The organism is Streptomyces antimicrobicus (genome assembly GCF_020532625.1).
Lineage (GTDB): Bacteria > Actinomycetota > Actinomycetes > Streptomycetales > Streptomycetaceae > Streptomyces > Streptomyces antimicrobicus.
The window spans coordinates 1-17,498 of the sequence record NZ_JAJAUY010000124.1 but is presented as its reverse complement, the minus strand read 5'-3'; the positions used below and the strand labels follow the sequence as shown (position 1 = coordinate 17,498).

The following is a 17,498-nucleotide window of genomic DNA, read 5'->3' as shown; positions in this document are numbered from 1 at the left end:
ATTAAATGGTGCGGGGCTTTTCTGCGTTCAGGGCTAGGATCCCCGCATGACCGCGCAGAAGTACGTGATACGTCCCGTCCGAGCCGACGAGTGGGAGAAGGTGAAGGAGCTGCGCCTGGCGGCGCTGCAGGACCCCGTCGCGCCCATCGCGTTCCTGGAGACGTACGAGAAGGCCTCCGCCCAGCCCGACTCGTTCTGGCAGGGCCGGACGGAACGGGGTGCCGAGAGCGGCACGATCCGCCAGTTCGTGGCCGAGGGGCCCGACGGGACGTGGGTCGGGTCCGTGACGGTGCTCGTCGAGGTGGCCGGGGCCGGCAGTGTGCTGGACGACCCGATCGAGGTGGACCAGGGGCATGTCGTGGGCGTGTACGTGCGGCCCGAGCACCGCGGGACCGGGGTGATCGAGTCCCTCTTCGAGGCCGGCGTGGAGTGGGCCTGGCAGGTGCAGGAGCCCCGGCTGGAGCGCGTACGGCTGTTCGTGCACGAGGACAACCGGCGGGCCGCGGCCTTCTACGAGCGGTTCGGGTTCCGGCCGTCCGGAGTCGTCGTGCCCATCCCCGACGACCCGGCCGCGAAGGAGCTGGAGTACGTCCTGCCGCGGCCCTGACCGCGGACCGGTCTCCACGGCGGGGCCGCTCAGCCCACCGGGAGGTCGGCCGCCTCCGGCCAGCGGGAGCGGGCCTGTTCGCGGCTGCGGCACAGGGCCAGGAGCGGGAGCGTCTCGTCGGTCAGGAGCTCCGGAAGCTGCGGGATCGGGGCGACGGCGGCGACGTCCTCCAGGACCAGCGAGAGTGGTGGGTCGAGCCGACCGTGGGATGACCGTGCGGCCATGCGGCGGCCGTGCTCGACCACGCTCGCGGCGAGTGCGGTCAGCAGCGGCATCGCACCCGGGTGGGTGCGAGGGTCTTCGATCGGTTCACCCACCACATAGAGGGTGCCCCCTTCGGTCACGAACGATGCCAGCGTGAGCGCATCTGTTCGGTTCGGATTGCAGGCGTCACGGATGTGGACGGACGTGAGGCTGGAGAGGGCACGGGCCGTCAGTTGGAGTGCCATGTCCCGCCGTTCGGGATGGGCGGTGAGGGCGCTCTCCAGCTCGCCCGCCGTGCCGGCGGCCGCCTGCGGGTGGGTGCGCAGCACGCGGACCGGTTCCTGGGCGGACGTGCCCTGCGCCCAGCGGTGGAGCTGCTTGAAAGGGCGGTCGTCCAGCGCGGCGGCGTGCAGCCAGCTGCGCAGGAGCGTCTCGGCGGTGTCGGCGACCGCCGCGTCGATCCGGGCCTGGGGGCGTACGGGGGCCAGGAGGGCCAGGGCGCGGGCCGCGGCGGTGTCGCGGTCGGCGCAGCCCTCGGTGGGGTTCCAGTGCATCCGGGCAGGGGTGTCGCAGCGGTGCGTGGGGTCGTAGAGGAGGACCGGGCCCAGTTTGGCCCGGGCGTCCTTGGTCTGCGCCCACAGGGCGGGCGACGACGTGACCACGAGGGCCGCGCCGTCGGCCTCGGCGATGCGGAGCGCCGCCGCATGGAGGCGGTCGTCCTGGGGGGCGTAGACCAGGCGGCCCCGGGCCGTTTCCGCGGTCGGCCGCGAGGGTCGTTGTCCGGCCGGCTCCGGGCGGCGCGGGGGCGGGGCGGCCGTGGGCGCGTAGCCGAAGCCGTAGCGGTAGGCCTCGTCGGGGCGGGGCCGGTGGTCGCGGGCCTGGGTGGGGGCGTGCGCGGGCGCGGCCGGGGTCGCGCCGGGTGCGCCGTCCACGGTCGGTACGCCGCCCGGTCCGGCGAACCCGCCCGAGGTGGCGGATCCGCTCAAATTGGCGGATCCGTCCGATGCGACGGGCCCGCCCCACCCCGTCGCCTTGCCCAACCCGGCGGCCCCCACCCCCGAGCCGGTGGCTCCGCCCAACCCGGTGGCTCCGCCCGAGCCGGTGGCTCCGGTGGCGCCGCCGAGCGCCGGATCCGGGGTCGGGGCCGCTCCTGCCGTCGCCGTCGCGCGGGCGCGCGTGCGGCGGGCCTTGGTGCGGGTGACGACGCCCATGGTGAAGATCGTCAGGACGAGCAGGACCAGCAGCTGGCTCACGAACAGGCCCCAGAACAGCCCCCAGCCGGACAGGGCCGCCGGGTCGGTGTCCGGCCAGGCGGCCGGGACGTCGTGCGGTTGTGCTATCAGCGCGCGGACCGCGGTGGGCGTGCGGGCGAACGTGACGGTGTCGGGCCAGGCGCCCCGGGCGAGCCACGCCGCGAGGCCGGTGGCGGTCCAGACGAGGACCGCCAGGCCCAGCAGGAAGGCCAGCAGGCCCACCAGGAGCCCGTCCGGGATGCCACGGGGTGCCGCCGCCGCGGGGCGCTGTTCGGCCATGTCAGGCCACCGTCGCCCCACCGCCGCGGCGTCTTTCGATCCGCATGGCGCGTTCCTCCGCCTCCAGTTCGGCCGCGAGCAGGTCATCGTTCAGCCGCTCCGTCGGCGGGGCCGAGGACTCCGTCATCGCCCGGTCGGTGTAGACCAGGGGCCGTTCCGTCTCGGTGATCAGGTGTTTGACGACCTGGACGTTGCCGTTGACGTCCCAGACCGCGATGCCGGGCGTCAGGGTGGGGATGATCTCCACCGCCCAGCGGGGCAGGCCGAGGACTCTGCCGGTGGCGCGGGCCTCGTCCGCCTTCTGGGCGTAGATGGTGCGGGTGGAGGCCATCTTGAGGATGGCCGCGGCCTCCCGGGCGGCGGCCCCGTCGACGACGTCCGAGAGGTGGTGGACGACGGCGACGAAGGACAGGCCCAGGCGCCGGCCGAACTTCAGCAGCCGCTGGAACAGCTGGGCCACGAAGGGGCTGTTGATGATGTGCCAGGCCTCTTCGACGAGGAAGATGCGCTTCTTCCGGTCGGGCCTGATCCAGGTGTGCTCCAGCCACACGCCGACGATCGCCATCAGGATGGGCATGGCGATGGAGTTGCGGTCGATGTGGGACAGGTCGAAGACGATGAGCGGGGCGTCGAGGTCGATGCCGACCGTGGTCGGGCCGTCGAACATGCCGCGCAGGTCACCGTCGACGAGGCGGTCCAGGACCAGGGCCACGTCCAGGCCCCAGGCGCGTACGTCGTCTATGTCGACGTTCATGGCCTCGGCGGACTCGGCCTCCGGGTGGCGCAGCTGTTCGACGATGTCGGTGAGGACCGGCTGGCGGTCGGTGATGGTCTCCGTGACGTAGGCGTGCGCGACCTTCAGGGCGAAGCCGGCGCGCTCGTCCAGGCCGTGGCCCATGGCGACTTCGATGATGGTGCGCAGCAGGGCGAGCTGGCCGGTGGTGGTGATGGCGGGGTCGAGCGGGTTGAGCCGGATGCCGCCGTCGTTGGCGGAGATCGGGTCCAGGCGGATGGGAGTTATCCCCAGCGCTTCCGCGATGAGGTTCCACTCGCCGACGCCGTCCTCGCCCTGGGCGTCGAGGACGACGACCTGGCGGTCGCGGAACCGCAGCTGGCGCAGGACGTACGTCTTCTCCAGCGCGGACTTGCCGTTGCCGGACTCGCCGAGGACCAGCCAGTGGGGGGCCGGGAGCTGCTGGCCGTAGAGCTGGAAGGGGTCGTAGATGTAGCCCTTGCCGCTGTACACCTCCCGGCCGATGATCACACCGGAGTCGCCGAGGCCGGGGGCGGCGGTCGGCAGGTAGACGGCCTGGGCCTGGCCGGTGGAGGTGCGGACGGGGAGCCGGGTGGTCTCGACCTTGCCGAAGAGGAAGCTGGTGAAGGCGTCCGTCAGCACGGACAGCGGATCTCGCATGGCGGGCTGCCTCCAGCTAGCGTCGGATGCCGGTGGCGAACGGCAGGGTGTTGACGAACGCGCGGTGGTGCTCGCGGTCGCACCATTCGAGCTTCAGGTACGACTTGCCGGCCGATGCGCGGATGGTCCGCTTGTCGCGGGCGAGGGCCTCCGGGGAACGCGACGACACCGTGATGTACCCGACCAGGTTGACTCCGGCCGCACCGCTGGCGAGATCTTCACCCCTCTGGTCCAGTCGGCCGTGGGCGGCGACGTCGCGGGGGTCGACCGTGCGGTTCATCTTCGCGGCGCGGCTGGCGTCGGCCTCGTCGTTGGTCTTCTCCGTGAGCATGCGTTCGATGGCGACCTCGGTGGGCTCCAGGTCCATGGTGACGGCGACCGTGCGGATCACGTCGGGGGTGTGGACGAGGAGCGGGGCGAGGAAGTTCACGCCGACGGGCGTCATGGGCCATTCCTTGATCCAGGCGGTGGCGTGGCACCAGGGCGCGCGGGTGGAGGACTCGCGGGTCTTGGCCTGGAGGAAGGTGGGCTCGGTGGCGTCGAGCTCGGCCGGCCAGGCGTTGCGCTTGGTCATGGCCTGGATGTGGTCGATGGGGTGGTCCGGGTCGTACATGGAGTGCACGAGGGAGGCGAGCCGGCCCTGGCCGAGCGGCTGGCGGACGCGGATGTCGGCCTCGGCGAGGCGGGCGCAGATGTCGGTGAGCTCGCGGGCCATGACGACGGCCAGTCCGGCGTCCTTGTCGAGCCGGCGGCCCTGCTGGGGGCGGGCGGCGCGGGCGATGGCGTGGGCCTCGGCGGCGAGTTCGCGCGTGTAGTGCATGCAGGCGACCAGGTAGGCGCGGTGCTGCTCCGAGGAGGTGGAGACCATCGACTGCAGCTGGTCGTAGGAGTCGCGCAGCCAGGGCGCGGAGTTCGGGTCGCCGCGCTGGGCGACGTCCTTGGCGTGGGCGTCGGGGTCGGCGGGCAGGGTGCGGGCGAGCATCTGCAGGCGGGTGACGAAGCCGTCGCCGTTGGCCACGTGCTTGAGCAGGGTGCCGAACCGGTCGACGAGGGCCTCCTGGTCCTCGCTGTCGCGCAGGCCCACGCCGGGGCCCTCGATCTCGATGGCCGCAGTGACGGTCCTGCGGTCGGCGTGCAGCAGGACGGCGATCTCGTCGGGGCCGAAGGGGGCGGCGAGCCAGCTGATCCGGCCGATGCCGGGCGGCGGGCCGATCTCGACCTCGCGGCCGTCGGCGGCGCGGGTGCCGGCCTCCATGGCGGCGGAGCGGTAGGTGGCGCCGCGGCGGACGGTGCGCTTGTAGCTGCGGTTGATCTCGAACCACTTGTAGAACGTGCGGCCGCGGTAGGGCACGTAGACGGCGGCGAGCGCGAGCATCGGGAAGCCGACGAGGGCGACGATGCGGCCGGTGAGGGCGGGGACGAGCAGCCCGCTCATCATGCCGAGGAAGGCCCCGGCGATGATCAGTGCGATCTCGCCCGTCTCGCGGTTCTTGCCGACGACGGCGTTCGGCCGGGCCCGGCCGATCAGGTACGTGCGGCGGGGCGCGATCGGGTGGATCTGGTGGGACTGGGCCGTCAACGCCCGTCACCTCCTGTGTTCCTCGGGCTCGTGCTCGTGCTCGTACGGGGCGCGGGTGCGGCGGAGGGGACGGTTCCGCCGCCGGCTCCGCCACCGGGGCCGCGGCTGCTGTGGGCGGCCATGCCTCCGGAGATCTGGTTGCCGCCGGCGCCGCCTTCGCCGCCGCCGGCGCGGTGGGATCCGCCGCGGCTGCTGTGGGTCTTGATGCCCTGGGAGACCAGTGTGGCGGGGGAGCTGATGACGGCGGCGGCCTGGGCTCCGTCGGTGGCCTGCTTGCGGTTGCTGCGGGCGGCGGCGATCTCGTCGCCGAAACCGGGTACGAAGCGGTAGATCATCGCGGAGGCGAAGATGGCCAGCAGGATGATGGCGAGGCCGGAGACGACGGCGGAGAAGGCGTTCGGGCCGTTCTCGCCGGCGAGCGCACCGGCCAGGCCGAGGACGATCACGATGATCGGCTTCACCATGATCACGGCGATCATGATGCCCGCCCAGCGGCGGACATGGCCCCACATGTTGCGGTCGACCAGGCCGGCGTAGACGACGGTGCCGAGCAGCGCGCCGACGTAGAGCAGGGCGGCGCGGATGACCAGCTCCAGCCACAGCACGCCGGCGGCGAGGACGGTGACGAGCGCGACGACGATCAGCATGACCGGGCCGCCGCCGATGTCCTGGCCCTTCTTGAGGGCCTCGCCGAAGGAGCCGAAGAAGACGTCGGTCTGGCCGCCGGTGGCGGTGGCGATGACCTGGGTGACGCCGTCGGTGGCGGAGACGACGGTGTAGAGGATCAGCGGGGTGAAGGCGGAGGCCAGGACGGTGAGCCAGAGGAAGCCGATGGCTTCGGAGACCGCGGTGCTGAGCGGGACGCCGCGGATGGCGCGCTTGGCGACGGCGAGCAGCCACAGGACCAGCGTGAGGACGGTGGAGGCGGCGAAGACGACGGCGTACTGCTGGAGGAACGTGCCGTTGGTGAAGTCGACGGCGGCGGTGTTCTTGACGGCCTCGCTGAGCTTGCCGACGATCCAGGCGGCGGCGTCGGCGCAGCCCCTGGCCAGGGAGGCGAGGGGGTCGAGGGCGTCGGCGGGGTTACTGGGCGCCAGGCCGGCGCCGCCGGGGGTGGTGCCGGGGGCCCCACCTTCGCAGTAGTCCCTGGCCGCGCCGCTGATCAGGGCGCAGGGGTCGTTGCTGGCACCGGGCCCCGGCGTCGCACCCGGGGTTGCTCCGGGCGTCGCGCCAGGGGTTGCGCCAGGGCTTCCGCCCGGCGTGGGCGTGGGGGCGGCCGCCGCGCGGGCGGCCAGGAGCACCAGCGAGGCTTGGACCGCCGCGGCGGTGGCGGCGGCCTTCCGGAGGAAGAGGCGGCTACCGGGCATAGGTGAAGCCTCCGAATTCGGTGACCGCTGCGCCGATCTCGTCCGAGTTGGACACCGGGTTGTCACCGGTGACCGGGGTGGGACCGTCCTTCTGAGAGGTCTCGACGACCTTCCAGTCGGATCCGTTCCACTTCATCGTCAGGGAGATCGTGAACCAGCTGCTGGTGACGGGCCGGGTGGACTTCTCTCCGGTGAGGCCGAACATGCCGACGCACCACACGTCGACCACGGCGGTACCGGCGGAGTAGGTGCGCAGCTTGGTGCCCGCCGGGACCGTACGGCTCACGAAGGTCGACCCGGCGGGTGCGGTGCCTTCCGCGCTGAGCCCGATCCGCGACAGCAGTCCCGGCGAGTAGTCCGCGTCGAACGCGGCCTTGAGCTTGTCCTTCGTGGAGCTGTCCGCCACGGCGTCCACGATGGAGTGCCGGCGGGCGGTGTTGAACATGCCTTCGGAGCCCAGTGCCACGGCGTAGTTGGACGCGGCGGACTGAGCCCCCTGCTCGTTCTGCGCGAAGCCCTTCGGGACCTCGCCGTTCTTGCCGTCGACCGGCTTGGTCCCGGTCGGACGGGTCGGCGCCGCCCCCGGCGTCGCCGCGGACGTCGACGCCGGGTCCTTCGGGTCCTCGGCGTTGTCCTGGTTCGCGAAGGCGATGGCCGCGATCAGGAGGACCACCACGCCGACCACCGTGACCAGCCCGCGGGACGAGCGGGAGCCGCGGCGGGCCGGGGCGTACGGGTCGGCGGGGGGCTCCGGGAGGCGGGTACGGGTCTGGCCCGTGCCGCCGACGTCGCCGTAGCCGCCGCCGGACCCGCCGCCGTAGCTGTCGTCGTGGCTCATTCCGTCTCCGCCCCCTCCGCGTCGTTCGACGGTAGCGCTGGTTCCCGCGCGGGCGCGGTGTGGTGATTCGTCATCAGGTGGCGGAAGCCGGCACGGCTAGACCGCCATCCCGTAGACGATCGTGAACAACGTGCCCAGCGACCCGATGATGAAGACGCCTGTCAGGCCGGCCACGATCAGGCCCTTGCCCTGTTCCGCGCTGAAGGTGTCGCGCAGTGCCGTCGCGCCGATGCGCTGCTTGGCCGCGCCCCAGATGGCGATGCCGAGGCAGAGGAGGATCGCCACGGCCATGATGACCTCGATCATGACCTTCGCTTCGGCGCCGAGACTGCCGAAGGGGCCCCAGTTCGGGGCGATTCCGCCGATGATGGTGGTGATGTCGCCCTTTTCGGCTGCCAGGATCATGTAACTCACCGCCCCTGTACGGGTAGTTCCGGTAGCCCGTGCCCTGCGGCAGGGGTCACGCACTATCTTCGCTGATGAAACCGCCGCAGGGCGTCGACTTGGCGCCTCTCTTTTTCCGGTCTCCCGGTACGCGCCCCGTTCGCACCCTCCGACCTGGGGGTTCCGCGGAAGAACATATGGTCACTCTGTGTATCACGCCACTTGACACCGGGCAATGACCGGGCTCGCGGCGTACAGGGGGCGTACGGGTGGGCGCCGCGCGTGGGGGCCGGTGGGCGGGCCGGTGAGCGGGCCGGTGGTGGCGGAGTCGTGCGTCGGCGCCGCGACCGGGCGGGAGCCGGGTGCGGCGCCGGGAGGGGGCGGGGCGTTCTTACGCTACGTAGTGGACGTGGTGGAACGGCGAGAAGCGGACCTGGCCCGGGTGAAGGACCGTCACGGGGTGGCCCAGGCACCAGATCGGGTGGGTCGTGATCAGCGCGGGGCCCACGAGGTAGCCGCAGCCGAACGGGACGGCGGCGACGGCGGGGGCCGTGGGGGCGGCCGGGGCGGCGGGGGTGGCCTGGGCCGCGCCGACCGGGGCGAGGGCGAGGGTGGCGGCGGCCGCGAGGGTGCCGAGGGCGGTGAACAGGCGTCGCATGGTCAAACCTCCGGTGACGACCTGAAACTGACGATCAGCTTCCGGTTTCGTGGCTCACCGTAGGGGCCGCCACGCCCGAGGTCACGGCGGCCGGGCAGCGCGTGGTTGCGCGATCGGCGCACGGCCGGTGGGCGTGCGCCGGGCATGGTCCCGGGGCATTGTCAGGGGGCGAGCCGGACACGGTCCCGGGGGCATTGTCAGAGGGCGAGCGGGCACGGTCCCCGGGGCATTGTCAGTGGGCGAGCGGGCACGGTCCCCGGGCATTGTCAGTGGGGCCGGGCATGGTGGTCCCATGACGATGCCTACGAGGACAACACCGTGGACCCTGACCGACCTTGAGGCGGCGATCCGGGCGGGCTGGTCGGCCGACACGAGCGAGCCGACGGACATCGCGCGGATCCCGTGGACGCCGGAGAACCCGGCGTGGGGCCAGTGCGACATCACCGCGCTCGTGGTCCAGGACCTCATAGGCGGCGACCTGGTGCTCAGCGACGTGTTCCACGAGGGCCGGCAGGAGGGCTACCACTGGGGGAACCTGCTGCCCGGCGGGGTCCTCGTGGACCTGACGCGGGAGCAGTTCCGGCGCGGGGAGGTCGTCACACCGGGCCGGATCGTCAAGCGGCCTCCGGGGCGGCTGCGGCGGCGCTGGGCGGAGTACCAGCTGCTGCGGCAGCGGGTCATCGAGAAGCTCGGGCCGCTGCCGGGCACGATCGAGGTGGGCGGCCGGCAGCTGTCGTACACCGACCACGGCGGCCCGGGCCGGCCGGTGCTGGCGCTGCACGGCCACTTCCACAACGGTCGGACGTGGAGCCGCCTGGCCGCGGACCTCGGTCCCCGGTGGCGGCTGATCACCCTGGACCAGCGGGGCCACGGGGCGTCGGACCGGGCCGAGGACTACGGGCGCGAGGCGTACGTGGCCGATGCCGCCGCCCTGCTCGACCAGCTGGGACTGGAGCCGGTGGTGGTGCTGGGGCACTCGCTGGGCGGGGTCAACGCGTACCAGCTCGCGGCGCGGCGGCCGGACCTGGTGCGGGCGCTGGTGGTCGAGGACATCGGGGCGGTCGTCGACGCCGATCTGTCCTTCGCGCTGGAGTGGCCGCGGCGGGCGGGCAGCCGTGAGGAGCTGGTGAGGGGGCTGGGCGAGTCGGCGAGGTTCCTGGGGGACTCCCTGCGGGAGTACGAGGACGGGTGGGGCACCGCGTTCGTGCCGGAGGACATGGTGACCTCGCAGCAACTGCTCAACGGCGACCACTGGGCCGACTGGCTGGCCGTACGGGTCCCCACCCTGCTGATACGCGGCGACCGCAGCGGAGACCTGACGGCGGACCACGCCCGCGAGATGGCCGCGCGGCGGCCGGACGTCGAGCTGGTGGAGCTGCCGGCGGGGCACGTGGTGCACGCGGACGACCCGGAGGGCTTCGGGGCGGCGGTGAGGGGGTTCTTGGGGCGGTTGTGACCAGCGGGGCCCGGGGCGGGCCGGGGCGCCGGGGCGGGGGCGAAACGGGCCCGGGGCGGGGGTCCGGTGCGGGGCCGGGCCGGAGGCCCGGGGGCCCCGGGGCGCCGGGGTCGGAGCTCGGGCGGCTGGGCCTGTGTCCTGGCCTTGCGGCGGCCGGGGCCGGGTGGGGCGGGGCGCCGGGGTCGGAGCTCGGGCGGCCGAACCTGGGCTGTGGCCTTGCGGCGGCCGGGGGCCGGGGGGCCGGGCTGGGGCAAGGGTGCCTGGGCCGCTTCTTCCCTGCCTGCGGAGGGCAGGGCAGGGGCTGGCCCGGGGTGGCGGCCGGGCCTTGTGCCTGCGCTTGTCGTGGCCGTGGCCGTGGCCGTGGCTGGGGCTCGGGCGGCTGGGCCTGTGTCCTGGCCTTGCGGCCGAGGGCCGGGCCTGGGCCCCGCCCTGCGCGGGGCTTACTCCGGCTCCTGCCTGGGTGGGGCTTGGGCGCGCGGGGCTTGGCAGTGCTCCGAGGCCGTGGGGGTGGGGCGGTTCTGGAGCTGGCTCCGGCTGGGCGGGGTCGGGATCTCGGCCTGCTCCGGCGCGGGGGGCCTGGCTGGGCCCTTGCCTCGGGTGGCTCAGGGCCGCCCGGGCTGGGTCGGGCCGAGAGCCGGGCCGGGGTGGCGGCCGGGCCTTGTGCTTGCCTTTGTCGTGGCCGTGGCCGTGGCCGTGGCCGTGGCCGTGGCCGTGGCTGGGGCTGGGGCTTGGGAGCCTGGTCTGTGCCTGTCTCTGCGCGGGGGATGGCACCTGCCCTTGCCAGGGGCGGTGCTTGGGCGGGGGCAGGTCCGAGCAGGGCGAGGTCCGGCGGGCTCCGGGGCTGGGGGTGAAGCCAGGGCTTGGCTGAGTCGGGGCGGGCCGGGTATCGGGTGGACCAGGGGGTGCGGCGGAGCCAAGGGCTGGCTAGGAATGCAGGTCTAGGCAGGGCAGGGCGTCCGGGCCGTCCGGGCCTTCGCCCTCCCCCGCCCTGCACGGGCTCGGTCGGGCTCCTGCCCCGGGCGGCTCGCAGCCGCCCGGGCTGGGTCAGGGCGGCTGGGTCGGGCCGGGGCGGGTGGGTCAGGTCGGCCAGTGGGGTGGGCGGGTCAGGGTGGAGGGGATGCGGGTGGTGGCGTTGCCGTGGGCCGCGTTGAGCTGGGCCTGGGTGAGGAAGAGGGCGTCGGTGAGGTCGGCGTCGGCGAGGTTCGCGTCGCGGAGGTCCGCGCCGATCAGGTCGGCGCTGCGGAGGTCCGCGCCGCTCAGGTCGGCGGCGATCAGGTAGGCGCCGCGCAGGGTGGCGCCGCGCAGGTCGGCGCCGGCCAGGCGCGCGCCCATCAGGTCGGCGCCGCGGTGGCTGCGCTTCTTGCCCGGGACGGTGGCGCGGACCAGCTCGCTCGCTTTGAGCAGCAGGGTGTTGACGCCCTGCCGCAGGGTGGCGACGTCGGCGGTGGCGAGCCGGGCGGCATCGGCCGCGACCAGCTCCTCGGTCTCGGCGAGGGCCTGCCGCAGTCCGGCGTGGACGGGGCCGGCGGCGGGCCGGGTCAGGGCCTCGGTGACGTAGTAGAGCAGTTCGTGCAGCTGGCGCTGGACCGGGAACACCTCGAACATCTGCCGACGTGTCTCGGGGTGGGTCCGCCAGTCGCGGCCGCCGAAGGTGACCTGGGAGACCTGCTGGCCGGCACCGAAGCAGTCGAAGACGGTGCAGCCGGGGAAGCCGGAGGCGCGCAGCCGGCTGTGGATGCCGCAGCGGAAGTCCTGCTGGAGGTTGCCGCAGGGGGTGCCGGCGGCCTTGTCCACGGCGAAGTCGGCGGACCGGGCGAAGGGCAACGCCACGCAGCAGAGCGCGAAGCAGCTGCCGCAGTCGGCCTTCAGGGCAGCGTGGCGCTCGGCGGCCGGGCCGGGCGCGGTACGGGCCGTACCGTTGCCGCCGCCGCCGGCCGTACCGTTGCCGCTGCCAGCGGGCTTGCCGTTGCCGGCACTGGTCCGGCCGTTGCCGCCACCGGCTCTCCCGTTGCCGGCGTCGGCCTTACCGTTGCCGCGGCCACTGGGCTTGCCGTTGCCCCTGCCGCTCGCCGCCTTGCCAGCAGTGGAGCGGAGCGTCCCGCCGCGTGCCGGGCTCGCGCCGTCCCGGCCGCGGCTCGCGCCCTTGCGGCCGGGCTCGTCGCGGTCGCCGCCGTTGCGGCCGGCCCGGTTGCGGCCTGCGTCGTCGCGGCCGACTCGGTCGTGGCGTCCGCCGTTGCGGCCGGCCCGGTCGCGGCTCGCGCCCTCGCGGCTGGCCCGGTCGCGGTCTGTGGGGCCGTCTGCGGGGCGGTTCGACCGGGGGCGGGTCGTGTCCGTGCGGGGTGCGGCTTCGCGGTCGCCGTTCGCGGAGGCCCGGCTCTTCGCGCCGCGGGCCGTGTCGGGGCGGTCCGTCCCGGTGCGGGGGGTGTCACCCGGGCGCGGCGCGCGCTCGTCGGCGGTCGGGGCGGTTCGGTCGGCGGCGTCGCGGGCGCGGGGCCGGCGGCGGGGGGCAGGGCTGGGGCGGGACACGGACTCATTGTCCCTTGTCAGGCCGGCGGGCGGCGTAGCCGCATCTGGAGGGCCGACCAAGGCTCCCCGTCGACCTCCTCCACGTCGGCCAGGACGGCTTCGGTCCGGAAGCCGAGCCGTTCGTAGAGTCGGACCGCGGCGGTGTTGTGGGTGTAGACGCCGAGGTCCACGGCGGGCAGGTCCAGCTCGCCGAAGGCGCGGTCCAGGACCTGGCGGAGCATGGCCTCGCCCAGGCCCCGGCCGCGGGCCTCGGGTGCGATCAGCACCCGGCCGAGGCGTGCCCCGGAGCCGTCCGGGTGGCGCAGCAAGGAGACGTGCCCCAGCGGGTCCCCGGCGGGGTCGGCCACTGCCGACCAGGCGTGTCGGCCGGGCTCGGCGGCGTACGCCGCGACCTGGGCGTCGTCGAGCGGCCAGCGGAAGGCCGGGCCTGCCCAGCGGATCAGCTCGGCGCGGCTGGTGACCCAGCGGTGGAGGAAGGGGGAATCGTCGGCGGGTCGGAACGTGCGCAGGGTGAGGGGGGCCGCGGCAGTCATGCCGCCAGTATCGACGCCCTCGGCGGGCGTCCGCCCGGGCCTCGGCAGCGGCCTGCCGCCTCGCCTCGGCAGTCGGACGGTCGGGCCCGGGCGGCGGCCTTCGGGTTCCCCGGCTCCGGCCGGAGGGGCGGCAAGTGGGCGATGTCCGCGAGGACTTGATCGCTGCGGTGTGGGCGGTGAGCATCGGCACATGACAGAAGTGATCGCCGTTGCCGTCATCACCGTGCTCGCCGTCGTCAGTCCCGGCGCCGACTTCGCCATGGTCGTGCGCAACAGCTACCTCTACGGTCGGACGACCGGGCTCCTCGCCGCGGCCGGGGTCGCTGCGGGGGTGTTGGTGCACGTGTCGTACACCATGCTCGGGGTCGGGCTGCTGATCGCCTCCTCGACCGCGCTGTTCACCGCGATCAAGCTGGCCGGCGCCGCCTACCTGGTGTGGATCGGCATCCGGACCTTCCGGGCCCGCGCCGAGCTGACCGTGGACCTGGAGTCGAAGCCCGGCCTCACGCCGCTCGGGGCGCTGCGTTCCGGGTTCTTGACCAATGTGCTGAACCCGAAGACCACCCTCTTCGTCGTCGCCACCTTCACGCAGGTCGTCGGCCCGGGGACGCCGGTGTGGCAGCAGGCCGGGTACGGGCTGTTCATGTCGGTGGCGCACCTGGTGTGGTTCGGGGCGGTGGCGCTGTTCTTCTCGCACAGTGCGCTGCGGGAGCGGATGCTCAAGGCGCAGAAGGCCCTCAACCGGGCCATCGGGTCCGTCCTCGTCGGGCTGGGGGTGGGGCTGGGGTTCGCCCGTTGAGGCCGCGGTCCGGGCGGCCAGAGTCCGGCCGTCCCCGCCCCGGCCGTCCCCGCCCCGGCCGTCCCCGCCCCGGCCGTCCAGGGTCCGGCCGGCCAGGGTCCGACCGTCCGCCGCCCGGCCCTCCGCCGCCCGCCCGCCCGTCGCCCCCCGCCCGCCGCCCGGCCCTCCGTAAGGCTGGCGTGGTGTCGTTACCTGTCGGTAGCGTGCCGGCATGGACGTTGCTGGCGAGGGCTGGTTCTACGAGCGGATCGGTGACGGGCGGTTCCGGGCCGGTGAGTGCACCCGGGGACCCTGGGACGCGCACGCGCAGCACGCCGGGCCGCCGGCCGCGCTGCTGGGCAGGGCCGTCGAGGAGCGCCCGGGCGCGCGCGGTGACATGCGGATCGCGCGGATCACGTACGAGATCCTGCGGCCGGTGCCGATCGGCGACCTGGAGGTCACCACCAGCGTGCTGCGGTCCGGGCGCGGGACCGAGGTCGTCGAGGCCGTCCTCGCGCCCGCCGCTGGCTCCCGCGGGGGCGGCGCTCCGGCGATGCTGGCCCGGGCGCTGCGGGTGCGCACCGACGAGGAGTCGGTCCCGGCCGTGCTCCAGGGGCCCGAGCTGCCCGCTCCCGGCGAGGTGGAGGTCACGCCGTTCTTCCCGCTGCCGTGGGACGTCGGCTACCACACCGCCGTGGAGACCCGGTTCACCCACGGCGCCTTCCTGGAGCCGGGGCCCGGCAGCTGCTGGATGCGGATGAAGGTCCCGCTGATCGCCGGGGAGCCGATCCGTCCGCTGGACCGGGTGCTGGTCGCGGCCGACTCCGGCAACGGCATCAGCGCCGTGCTCGACATCCGGTCGTACGTGTTCGTCAACAGCGACCTGACGGTGCATCTGCACCGGTATCCCGTCGGCGAGTGGGCCTGCGTGGAGTCGCGCACCAGTGTCGACCCGGCCGGGATCGGGCTGGCCGACGCCCGGCTGCACGACGAGAAGGGCCCCATCGGGCGCGGCGCGCAGAGCCTGTACGTCGCTCCGCGCTGACGATTTCCGGCCAGCGCCTGGCCGGTACGGGCGGGGGCGCGGTGCGGTGGCCGCCGATCCGGGAGACTGGACGGCGGCCTTTCGTCGCGTCGAGGATGGCCTCGACCGGTTCGTCCAACCGGTGCGGGAGCACCGACGGTTCCGGCTTCCGGGTGGGTGGTCGGCATGGGAGGCCGGTAATCCCCCCTTTCGGGGGGTGTCATGGGGGAGGGTTGACGGGTGCGCAAGTTCTGGATGGCAGGCGGAATCGGAATCGGGCTGTGCCTGAGCTTCCTCGTACTCATCGTCGTCGGCACCTACTCGGCCGCCGCGGGCCTCGCCGGCGGTGGCCGCGGCGCCAACAACATCGCGCTGACCAAGGGCGCGGTCCCCGCGAAGTACCAGGCACTGGTGGAGAAGTGGGGCACCCTCTGCCCGGCCATCAACCCGGCGCTGCTCGCCGCGCAGCTGTACTCGGAGAGCGGCTGGAACCCCCACGCGGTCAGCCCCGCCGACGCGCGGGGCATCGCCCAGTTCATCCCCGGCACCTGGGCCGGGCACGGCATCGACGGGGACGGTGACGGCGACCGGGACATCTGGGACCCCAACGACGCCATCCCCTCGGCGGCTTCGTACGACTGCGAGCTCGCGGCCGACGTCAAGGGCGTGCCCGGCGATCCGGCGAGCAACATGCTGGCGGCGTACAACGCGGGCGCCTACGCGGTCATCAAGTACCAGGGCGTGCCGCCGTACAAGGAGACCCAGGGCTACGTGAAGGCCATCACCACCCTGGCGCGGAGCTTCGCCCGGCCGGTGAGCCGGGTCGCGCCCTCCCAGCAGGCCGCCGGGGCCATCTACTTCGCCCAGAAGCAGCTGGGCACCTTGTACCTGTGGGGCGGTGAGGGCACGCCGGAGGACGGCGGGCGGTTCGACTGCTCGGGTCTGACGCAGGCGGCGTACCGGACGGTGGGGATCGAACTGCCGCGGGTGGCCAACGACCAGTACAACGCCGGTCCGCACCCGTCCCGTTCGGAACTGCTTCCCGGTGATCTGGTCTTCTTCTCCGACGATCTGACGAATTCACGGGCGATCCGTCACGTCGGTCTGTACGTCGGTGGCGGCTATATGATCAACGCCCCGCGTACCGGCGCCGTGATCCGCTTCGACAAGATCGACACCCCCGACTACTTCGGTGCGACCCGGGTGACCAAGGACGGCGCCGAGGCGCTGCCGAACCGCTCCGGTGTTCGCAACTCTGCGTGAAGCAAGGGCCCTGAGCTGCGACGATCCGTCACTCTTCGATAACGTTGACGTGATCATTCGGTGGAGAGTGGAACGTAGCCGCCAGAACGGGCGTTCCATGGACACCGGGTGTCGATCACCGGGGGTCCGGAGAGGGGGCGCACAACGGCGTGCGCCCGCAGGGGTACCGAAGCAGCAAGGGGCCGCATCACCATGGCTGGACTCACGACCGGTGGGCCGAACCTGGATGTCGGCCTGCTGTACGACATCAACGGCCTCGCCCGGCACGCCCCCGCCCCCGTCGACCGGTTCGTGGGACTGCTCGGCGACTACGGGCTCCTGGCCGTCATGGTCCTGCTGGTGCTGTGGTGTTGGCACCGCGCCCGCCGGCAGGACGAGACGACGGCGATCGAGTCGTTCGCGGCGCTCGTGTGGGCCCCGCTGGCGGCGGCGCTCGCCCTGCTCGTGAACGTGCCGCTGCGGGAGTTCGTCGGGCGGCCGCGGCCGTTCCGCCGGCACGACGGGCTGGAGGTCCTCGCCTCCGGGAACACCGACTTCTCGTTCGTCAGCGACCACGCCACGCTGGCCATGGCGCTCGGCGTCGGACTCTTCCTCGCCGACCGCCGGTTCGGCCTCGCCGGCATCGGGCTGGCCCTGTCGGTGGGCGTCTGCCGCGTGTACACCGGCGCGCACTACCCGACCGACGTCCTCGGCGGCTTCGCGCTCGGCACCGCCGTCGTCCTGCTGCTGGCTCCCGCCGCGATGGCCCTGCTGACGCCGCTGGTACGGGGCGTGGCCCGGGCCCCGCGGGCCCGGCGGCTGGTCCGGTCCCGGCGCCTGACCCTGCCCCTCGCGGTCGGGCTGCCGCAGGCCCACACGCCGCCGGGCAGCCGCTCGCACGACAAGGACCTGGCGGCCTGACGGGGCGTCCGGGGCGGGGCGTCGGGGACTGGGCGTACCGGGCCGGGCGTACCGGGCCGGGACGTCTTCGGCTGGGTGTCACGGGCGAGGCGTCCGGGGGGCAGGTGTCACGGGCGGGGTGTCCGGGGGGCAGGTGTCACGGGCGGGGTGTCACGGGCGGACCGCGCGTTCCAGGGCCCAGATCGCCCAGACCACGAGGCCGAGGATCGCGACCGTGTTGAGGCATCCCAGCAGCGCGCCGTTGCGTACCCGGGGCGAGGCGGCCTCCTCGCCCCGGGTCACCCGGCGCTGCGCGAACGCCGCCGCGCCCAGGGCCCACAGGCCCGCGACCAGGCTCGCCAGGAGCAGCGGCGGCCACATGGCCGGCGCCACGAAGACGCCGGCCAGCAGGGCGACGGCGGTGATGCCGGCGGCCTGGGCTCGACGCCGTCGATC

Annotated in this window: 16 protein-coding genes; 6 read left to right on the top strand and 10 right to left on the bottom strand. The window is 73.8% G+C overall.

Annotation, left to right across the window (positions count from 1 at the left end; translation table 11 throughout):
* The first annotated feature begins 46 nt into the window (after window positions 1–46).
* Window positions 47–607: a GNAT family N-acetyltransferase gene (locus tag LG632_RS23990; RefSeq protein ID WP_226729520.1), complete on the top strand. Its 561-nt coding sequence runs from the start codon at window positions 47–49 to the stop codon at window positions 605–607.
* 29 nt (window positions 608–636) lie between these two features.
* Here the strand turns inward: LG632_RS23990 and LG632_RS23985 are convergent, their stop codons facing one another.
* The 7 genes from LG632_RS23985 to LG632_RS23955 form a co-directional block, all read right to left on the bottom strand.
* On the bottom strand, window positions 637–2,343 hold the full coding sequence (locus LG632_RS23985) for a P-loop NTPase family protein (RefSeq protein ID WP_226729518.1): 1,707 nt from the start codon (window positions 2,341–2,343) through the stop codon (window positions 637–639).
* A 1-nt stretch (window position 2,344) separates the two neighbouring features.
* Window positions 2,345–3,757: an ATP-binding protein gene (locus tag LG632_RS23980; protein WP_226729516.1), complete on the bottom strand. Its 1,413-nt coding sequence runs from the start codon at window positions 3,755–3,757 to the stop codon at window positions 2,345–2,347.
* A gap of 16 nt (window positions 3,758–3,773) precedes the next feature.
* Window positions 3,774–5,336, bottom strand: coding sequence for an SCO6880 family protein (locus LG632_RS23975; RefSeq protein WP_226729514.1), 1,563 nt, complete (start codon window positions 5,334–5,336; stop codon window positions 3,774–3,776).
* Entirely contained in the window at window positions 5,333–6,703 is a 1,371-nt protein-coding gene (locus tag LG632_RS23970) for a hypothetical protein (protein ID WP_226729512.1), read from the bottom strand. The genes LG632_RS23975 and LG632_RS23970 overlap by 4 nt, the downstream gene beginning before the upstream one ends.
* The gene (locus LG632_RS23965) at window positions 6,693–7,541 is read right to left on the bottom strand and encodes a DUF8175 domain-containg protein (RefSeq protein WP_226729510.1); all 849 of its coding nucleotides are present in this window, start codon (window positions 7,539–7,541) and stop codon (window positions 6,693–6,695) included. Before LG632_RS23965 ends, LG632_RS23970 begins: the two co-directional genes overlap by 11 nt.
* Window positions 7,542–7,637: 96 nt before the next feature.
* A complete protein-coding gene (locus tag LG632_RS23960; RefSeq protein ID WP_226729508.1) occupies window positions 7,638–7,946 on the bottom strand; it encodes a DUF8827 family protein in 309 nt (102 codons plus the stop codon).
* A 370-nt stretch (window positions 7,947–8,316) separates the two neighbouring features.
* Window positions 8,317–8,583 (bottom strand): hypothetical protein, encoded by a 267-nt coding sequence (locus tag LG632_RS23955; RefSeq protein ID WP_226729506.1) that lies wholly within the window; start codon window positions 8,581–8,583, stop codon window positions 8,317–8,319.
* 292 nt (window positions 8,584–8,875) lie between these two features.
* Between LG632_RS23955 and LG632_RS23945 the strand changes: the two genes are divergently transcribed.
* Window positions 8,876–10,039 carry an alpha/beta fold hydrolase gene (locus tag LG632_RS23945; RefSeq protein WP_308109058.1) on the top strand — a complete coding sequence of 388 codons (1,164 nt, stop codon included), beginning with the start codon at window positions 8,876–8,878 and terminating at the stop codon, window positions 10,037–10,039.
* A 1,077-nt stretch (window positions 10,040–11,116) separates the two neighbouring features.
* Here the strand turns inward: LG632_RS23945 and LG632_RS23940 are convergent.
* Window positions 11,117–11,908, bottom strand: coding sequence for a pentapeptide repeat-containing protein (locus LG632_RS23940; RefSeq protein ID WP_226729521.1), 792 nt, complete (start codon window positions 11,906–11,908; stop codon window positions 11,117–11,119).
* A gap of 674 nt (window positions 11,909–12,582) precedes the next feature.
* Window positions 12,583–13,098 (bottom strand): GNAT family N-acetyltransferase, encoded by a 516-nt coding sequence (locus LG632_RS23935; RefSeq protein WP_226729505.1) that lies wholly within the window; start codon window positions 13,096–13,098, stop codon window positions 12,583–12,585.
* Window positions 13,099–13,288: 190 nt separating this feature from the next.
* Between LG632_RS23935 and LG632_RS23930 the strand changes: the two genes are divergently transcribed.
* The 4 genes from LG632_RS23930 (at window position 13,289) to LG632_RS23915 (ending at window position 17,063) form a co-directional block, all read left to right on the top strand.
* Entirely contained in the window at window positions 13,289–13,897 is a 609-nt protein-coding gene (locus tag LG632_RS23930; RefSeq protein ID WP_226729504.1) for a LysE family transporter, read from the top strand.
* A 211-nt stretch (window positions 13,898–14,108) separates the two neighbouring features.
* Window positions 14,109–14,921 carry a thioesterase family protein gene (locus LG632_RS23925; RefSeq protein ID WP_226729503.1) on the top strand — a complete coding sequence of 271 codons (813 nt, stop codon included), beginning with the start codon at window positions 14,109–14,111 and terminating at the stop codon, window positions 14,919–14,921.
* Between the two features lie 234 nt (window positions 14,922–15,155).
* Complete coding sequence (locus tag LG632_RS23920) at window positions 15,156–16,163, top strand: C40 family peptidase (protein WP_226729501.1); 1,008 nt, start codon at window positions 15,156–15,158, stop codon at window positions 16,161–16,163.
* Between the two features lie 192 nt (window positions 16,164–16,355).
* Window positions 16,356–17,063 (top strand): phosphatase PAP2 family protein, encoded by a 708-nt coding sequence (locus tag LG632_RS23915; RefSeq protein WP_226729499.1) that lies wholly within the window; start codon window positions 16,356–16,358, stop codon window positions 17,061–17,063.
* 150 nt (window positions 17,064–17,213) lie between these two features.
* Here the strand turns inward: LG632_RS23915 and LG632_RS23910 are convergent.
* Window positions 17,214–17,498 (bottom strand): hypothetical protein (locus LG632_RS23910; RefSeq protein ID WP_226729497.1); only part of this gene is annotated, 285 nt, incomplete at its 5' end.

Excerpts from the sequence above, each read along its gene's own strand:
- LG632_RS23990 (WP_226729520.1), top strand. The coding sequence starts at position 47 with ATGACCGCGCAGAAGTACGTGATACGTCCCGTCCGAGCCGACGAGTGG.
- LG632_RS23985 (WP_226729518.1), bottom strand. The coding sequence starts at position 2,343 with ATGGCCGAACAGCGCCCCGCGGCGGCGGCACCCCGTGGCATCCCGGAC.
- LG632_RS23980 (WP_226729516.1), bottom strand. The coding sequence starts at position 3,757 with ATGCGAGATCCGCTGTCCGTGCTGACGGACGCCTTCACCAGCTTCCTC.
- LG632_RS23970 (WP_226729512.1), bottom strand. The coding sequence starts at position 6,703 with ATGCCCGGTAGCCGCCTCTTCCTCCGGAAGGCCGCCGCCACCGCCGCG.
- LG632_RS23965 (WP_226729510.1), bottom strand. The coding sequence starts at position 7,541 with ATGAGCCACGACGACAGCTACGGCGGCGGGTCCGGCGGCGGCTACGGC.
- LG632_RS23960 (WP_226729508.1), bottom strand. The coding sequence starts at position 7,946 with ATGATCCTGGCAGCCGAAAAGGGCGACATCACCACCATCATCGGCGGA.
- LG632_RS23955 (WP_226729506.1), bottom strand. The coding sequence starts at position 8,583 with ATGCGACGCCTGTTCACCGCCCTCGGCACCCTCGCGGCCGCCGCCACC.
- LG632_RS23945 (WP_308109058.1), top strand. The coding sequence starts at position 8,876 with ATGACGATGCCTACGAGGACAACACCGTGGACCCTGACCGACCTTGAG.
- LG632_RS23935 (WP_226729505.1), bottom strand. The coding sequence starts at position 13,098 with ATGACTGCCGCGGCCCCCCTCACCCTGCGCACGTTCCGACCCGCCGAC.
- LG632_RS23930 (WP_226729504.1), top strand. The coding sequence starts at position 13,289 with ATGACAGAAGTGATCGCCGTTGCCGTCATCACCGTGCTCGCCGTCGTC.
- LG632_RS23925 (WP_226729503.1), top strand. The coding sequence starts at position 14,109 with ATGGACGTTGCTGGCGAGGGCTGGTTCTACGAGCGGATCGGTGACGGG.
- LG632_RS23920 (WP_226729501.1), top strand. The coding sequence starts at position 15,156 with ATGGCAGGCGGAATCGGAATCGGGCTGTGCCTGAGCTTCCTCGTACTC.
- LG632_RS23915 (WP_226729499.1), top strand. The coding sequence starts at position 16,356 with ATGGCTGGACTCACGACCGGTGGGCCGAACCTGGATGTCGGCCTGCTG.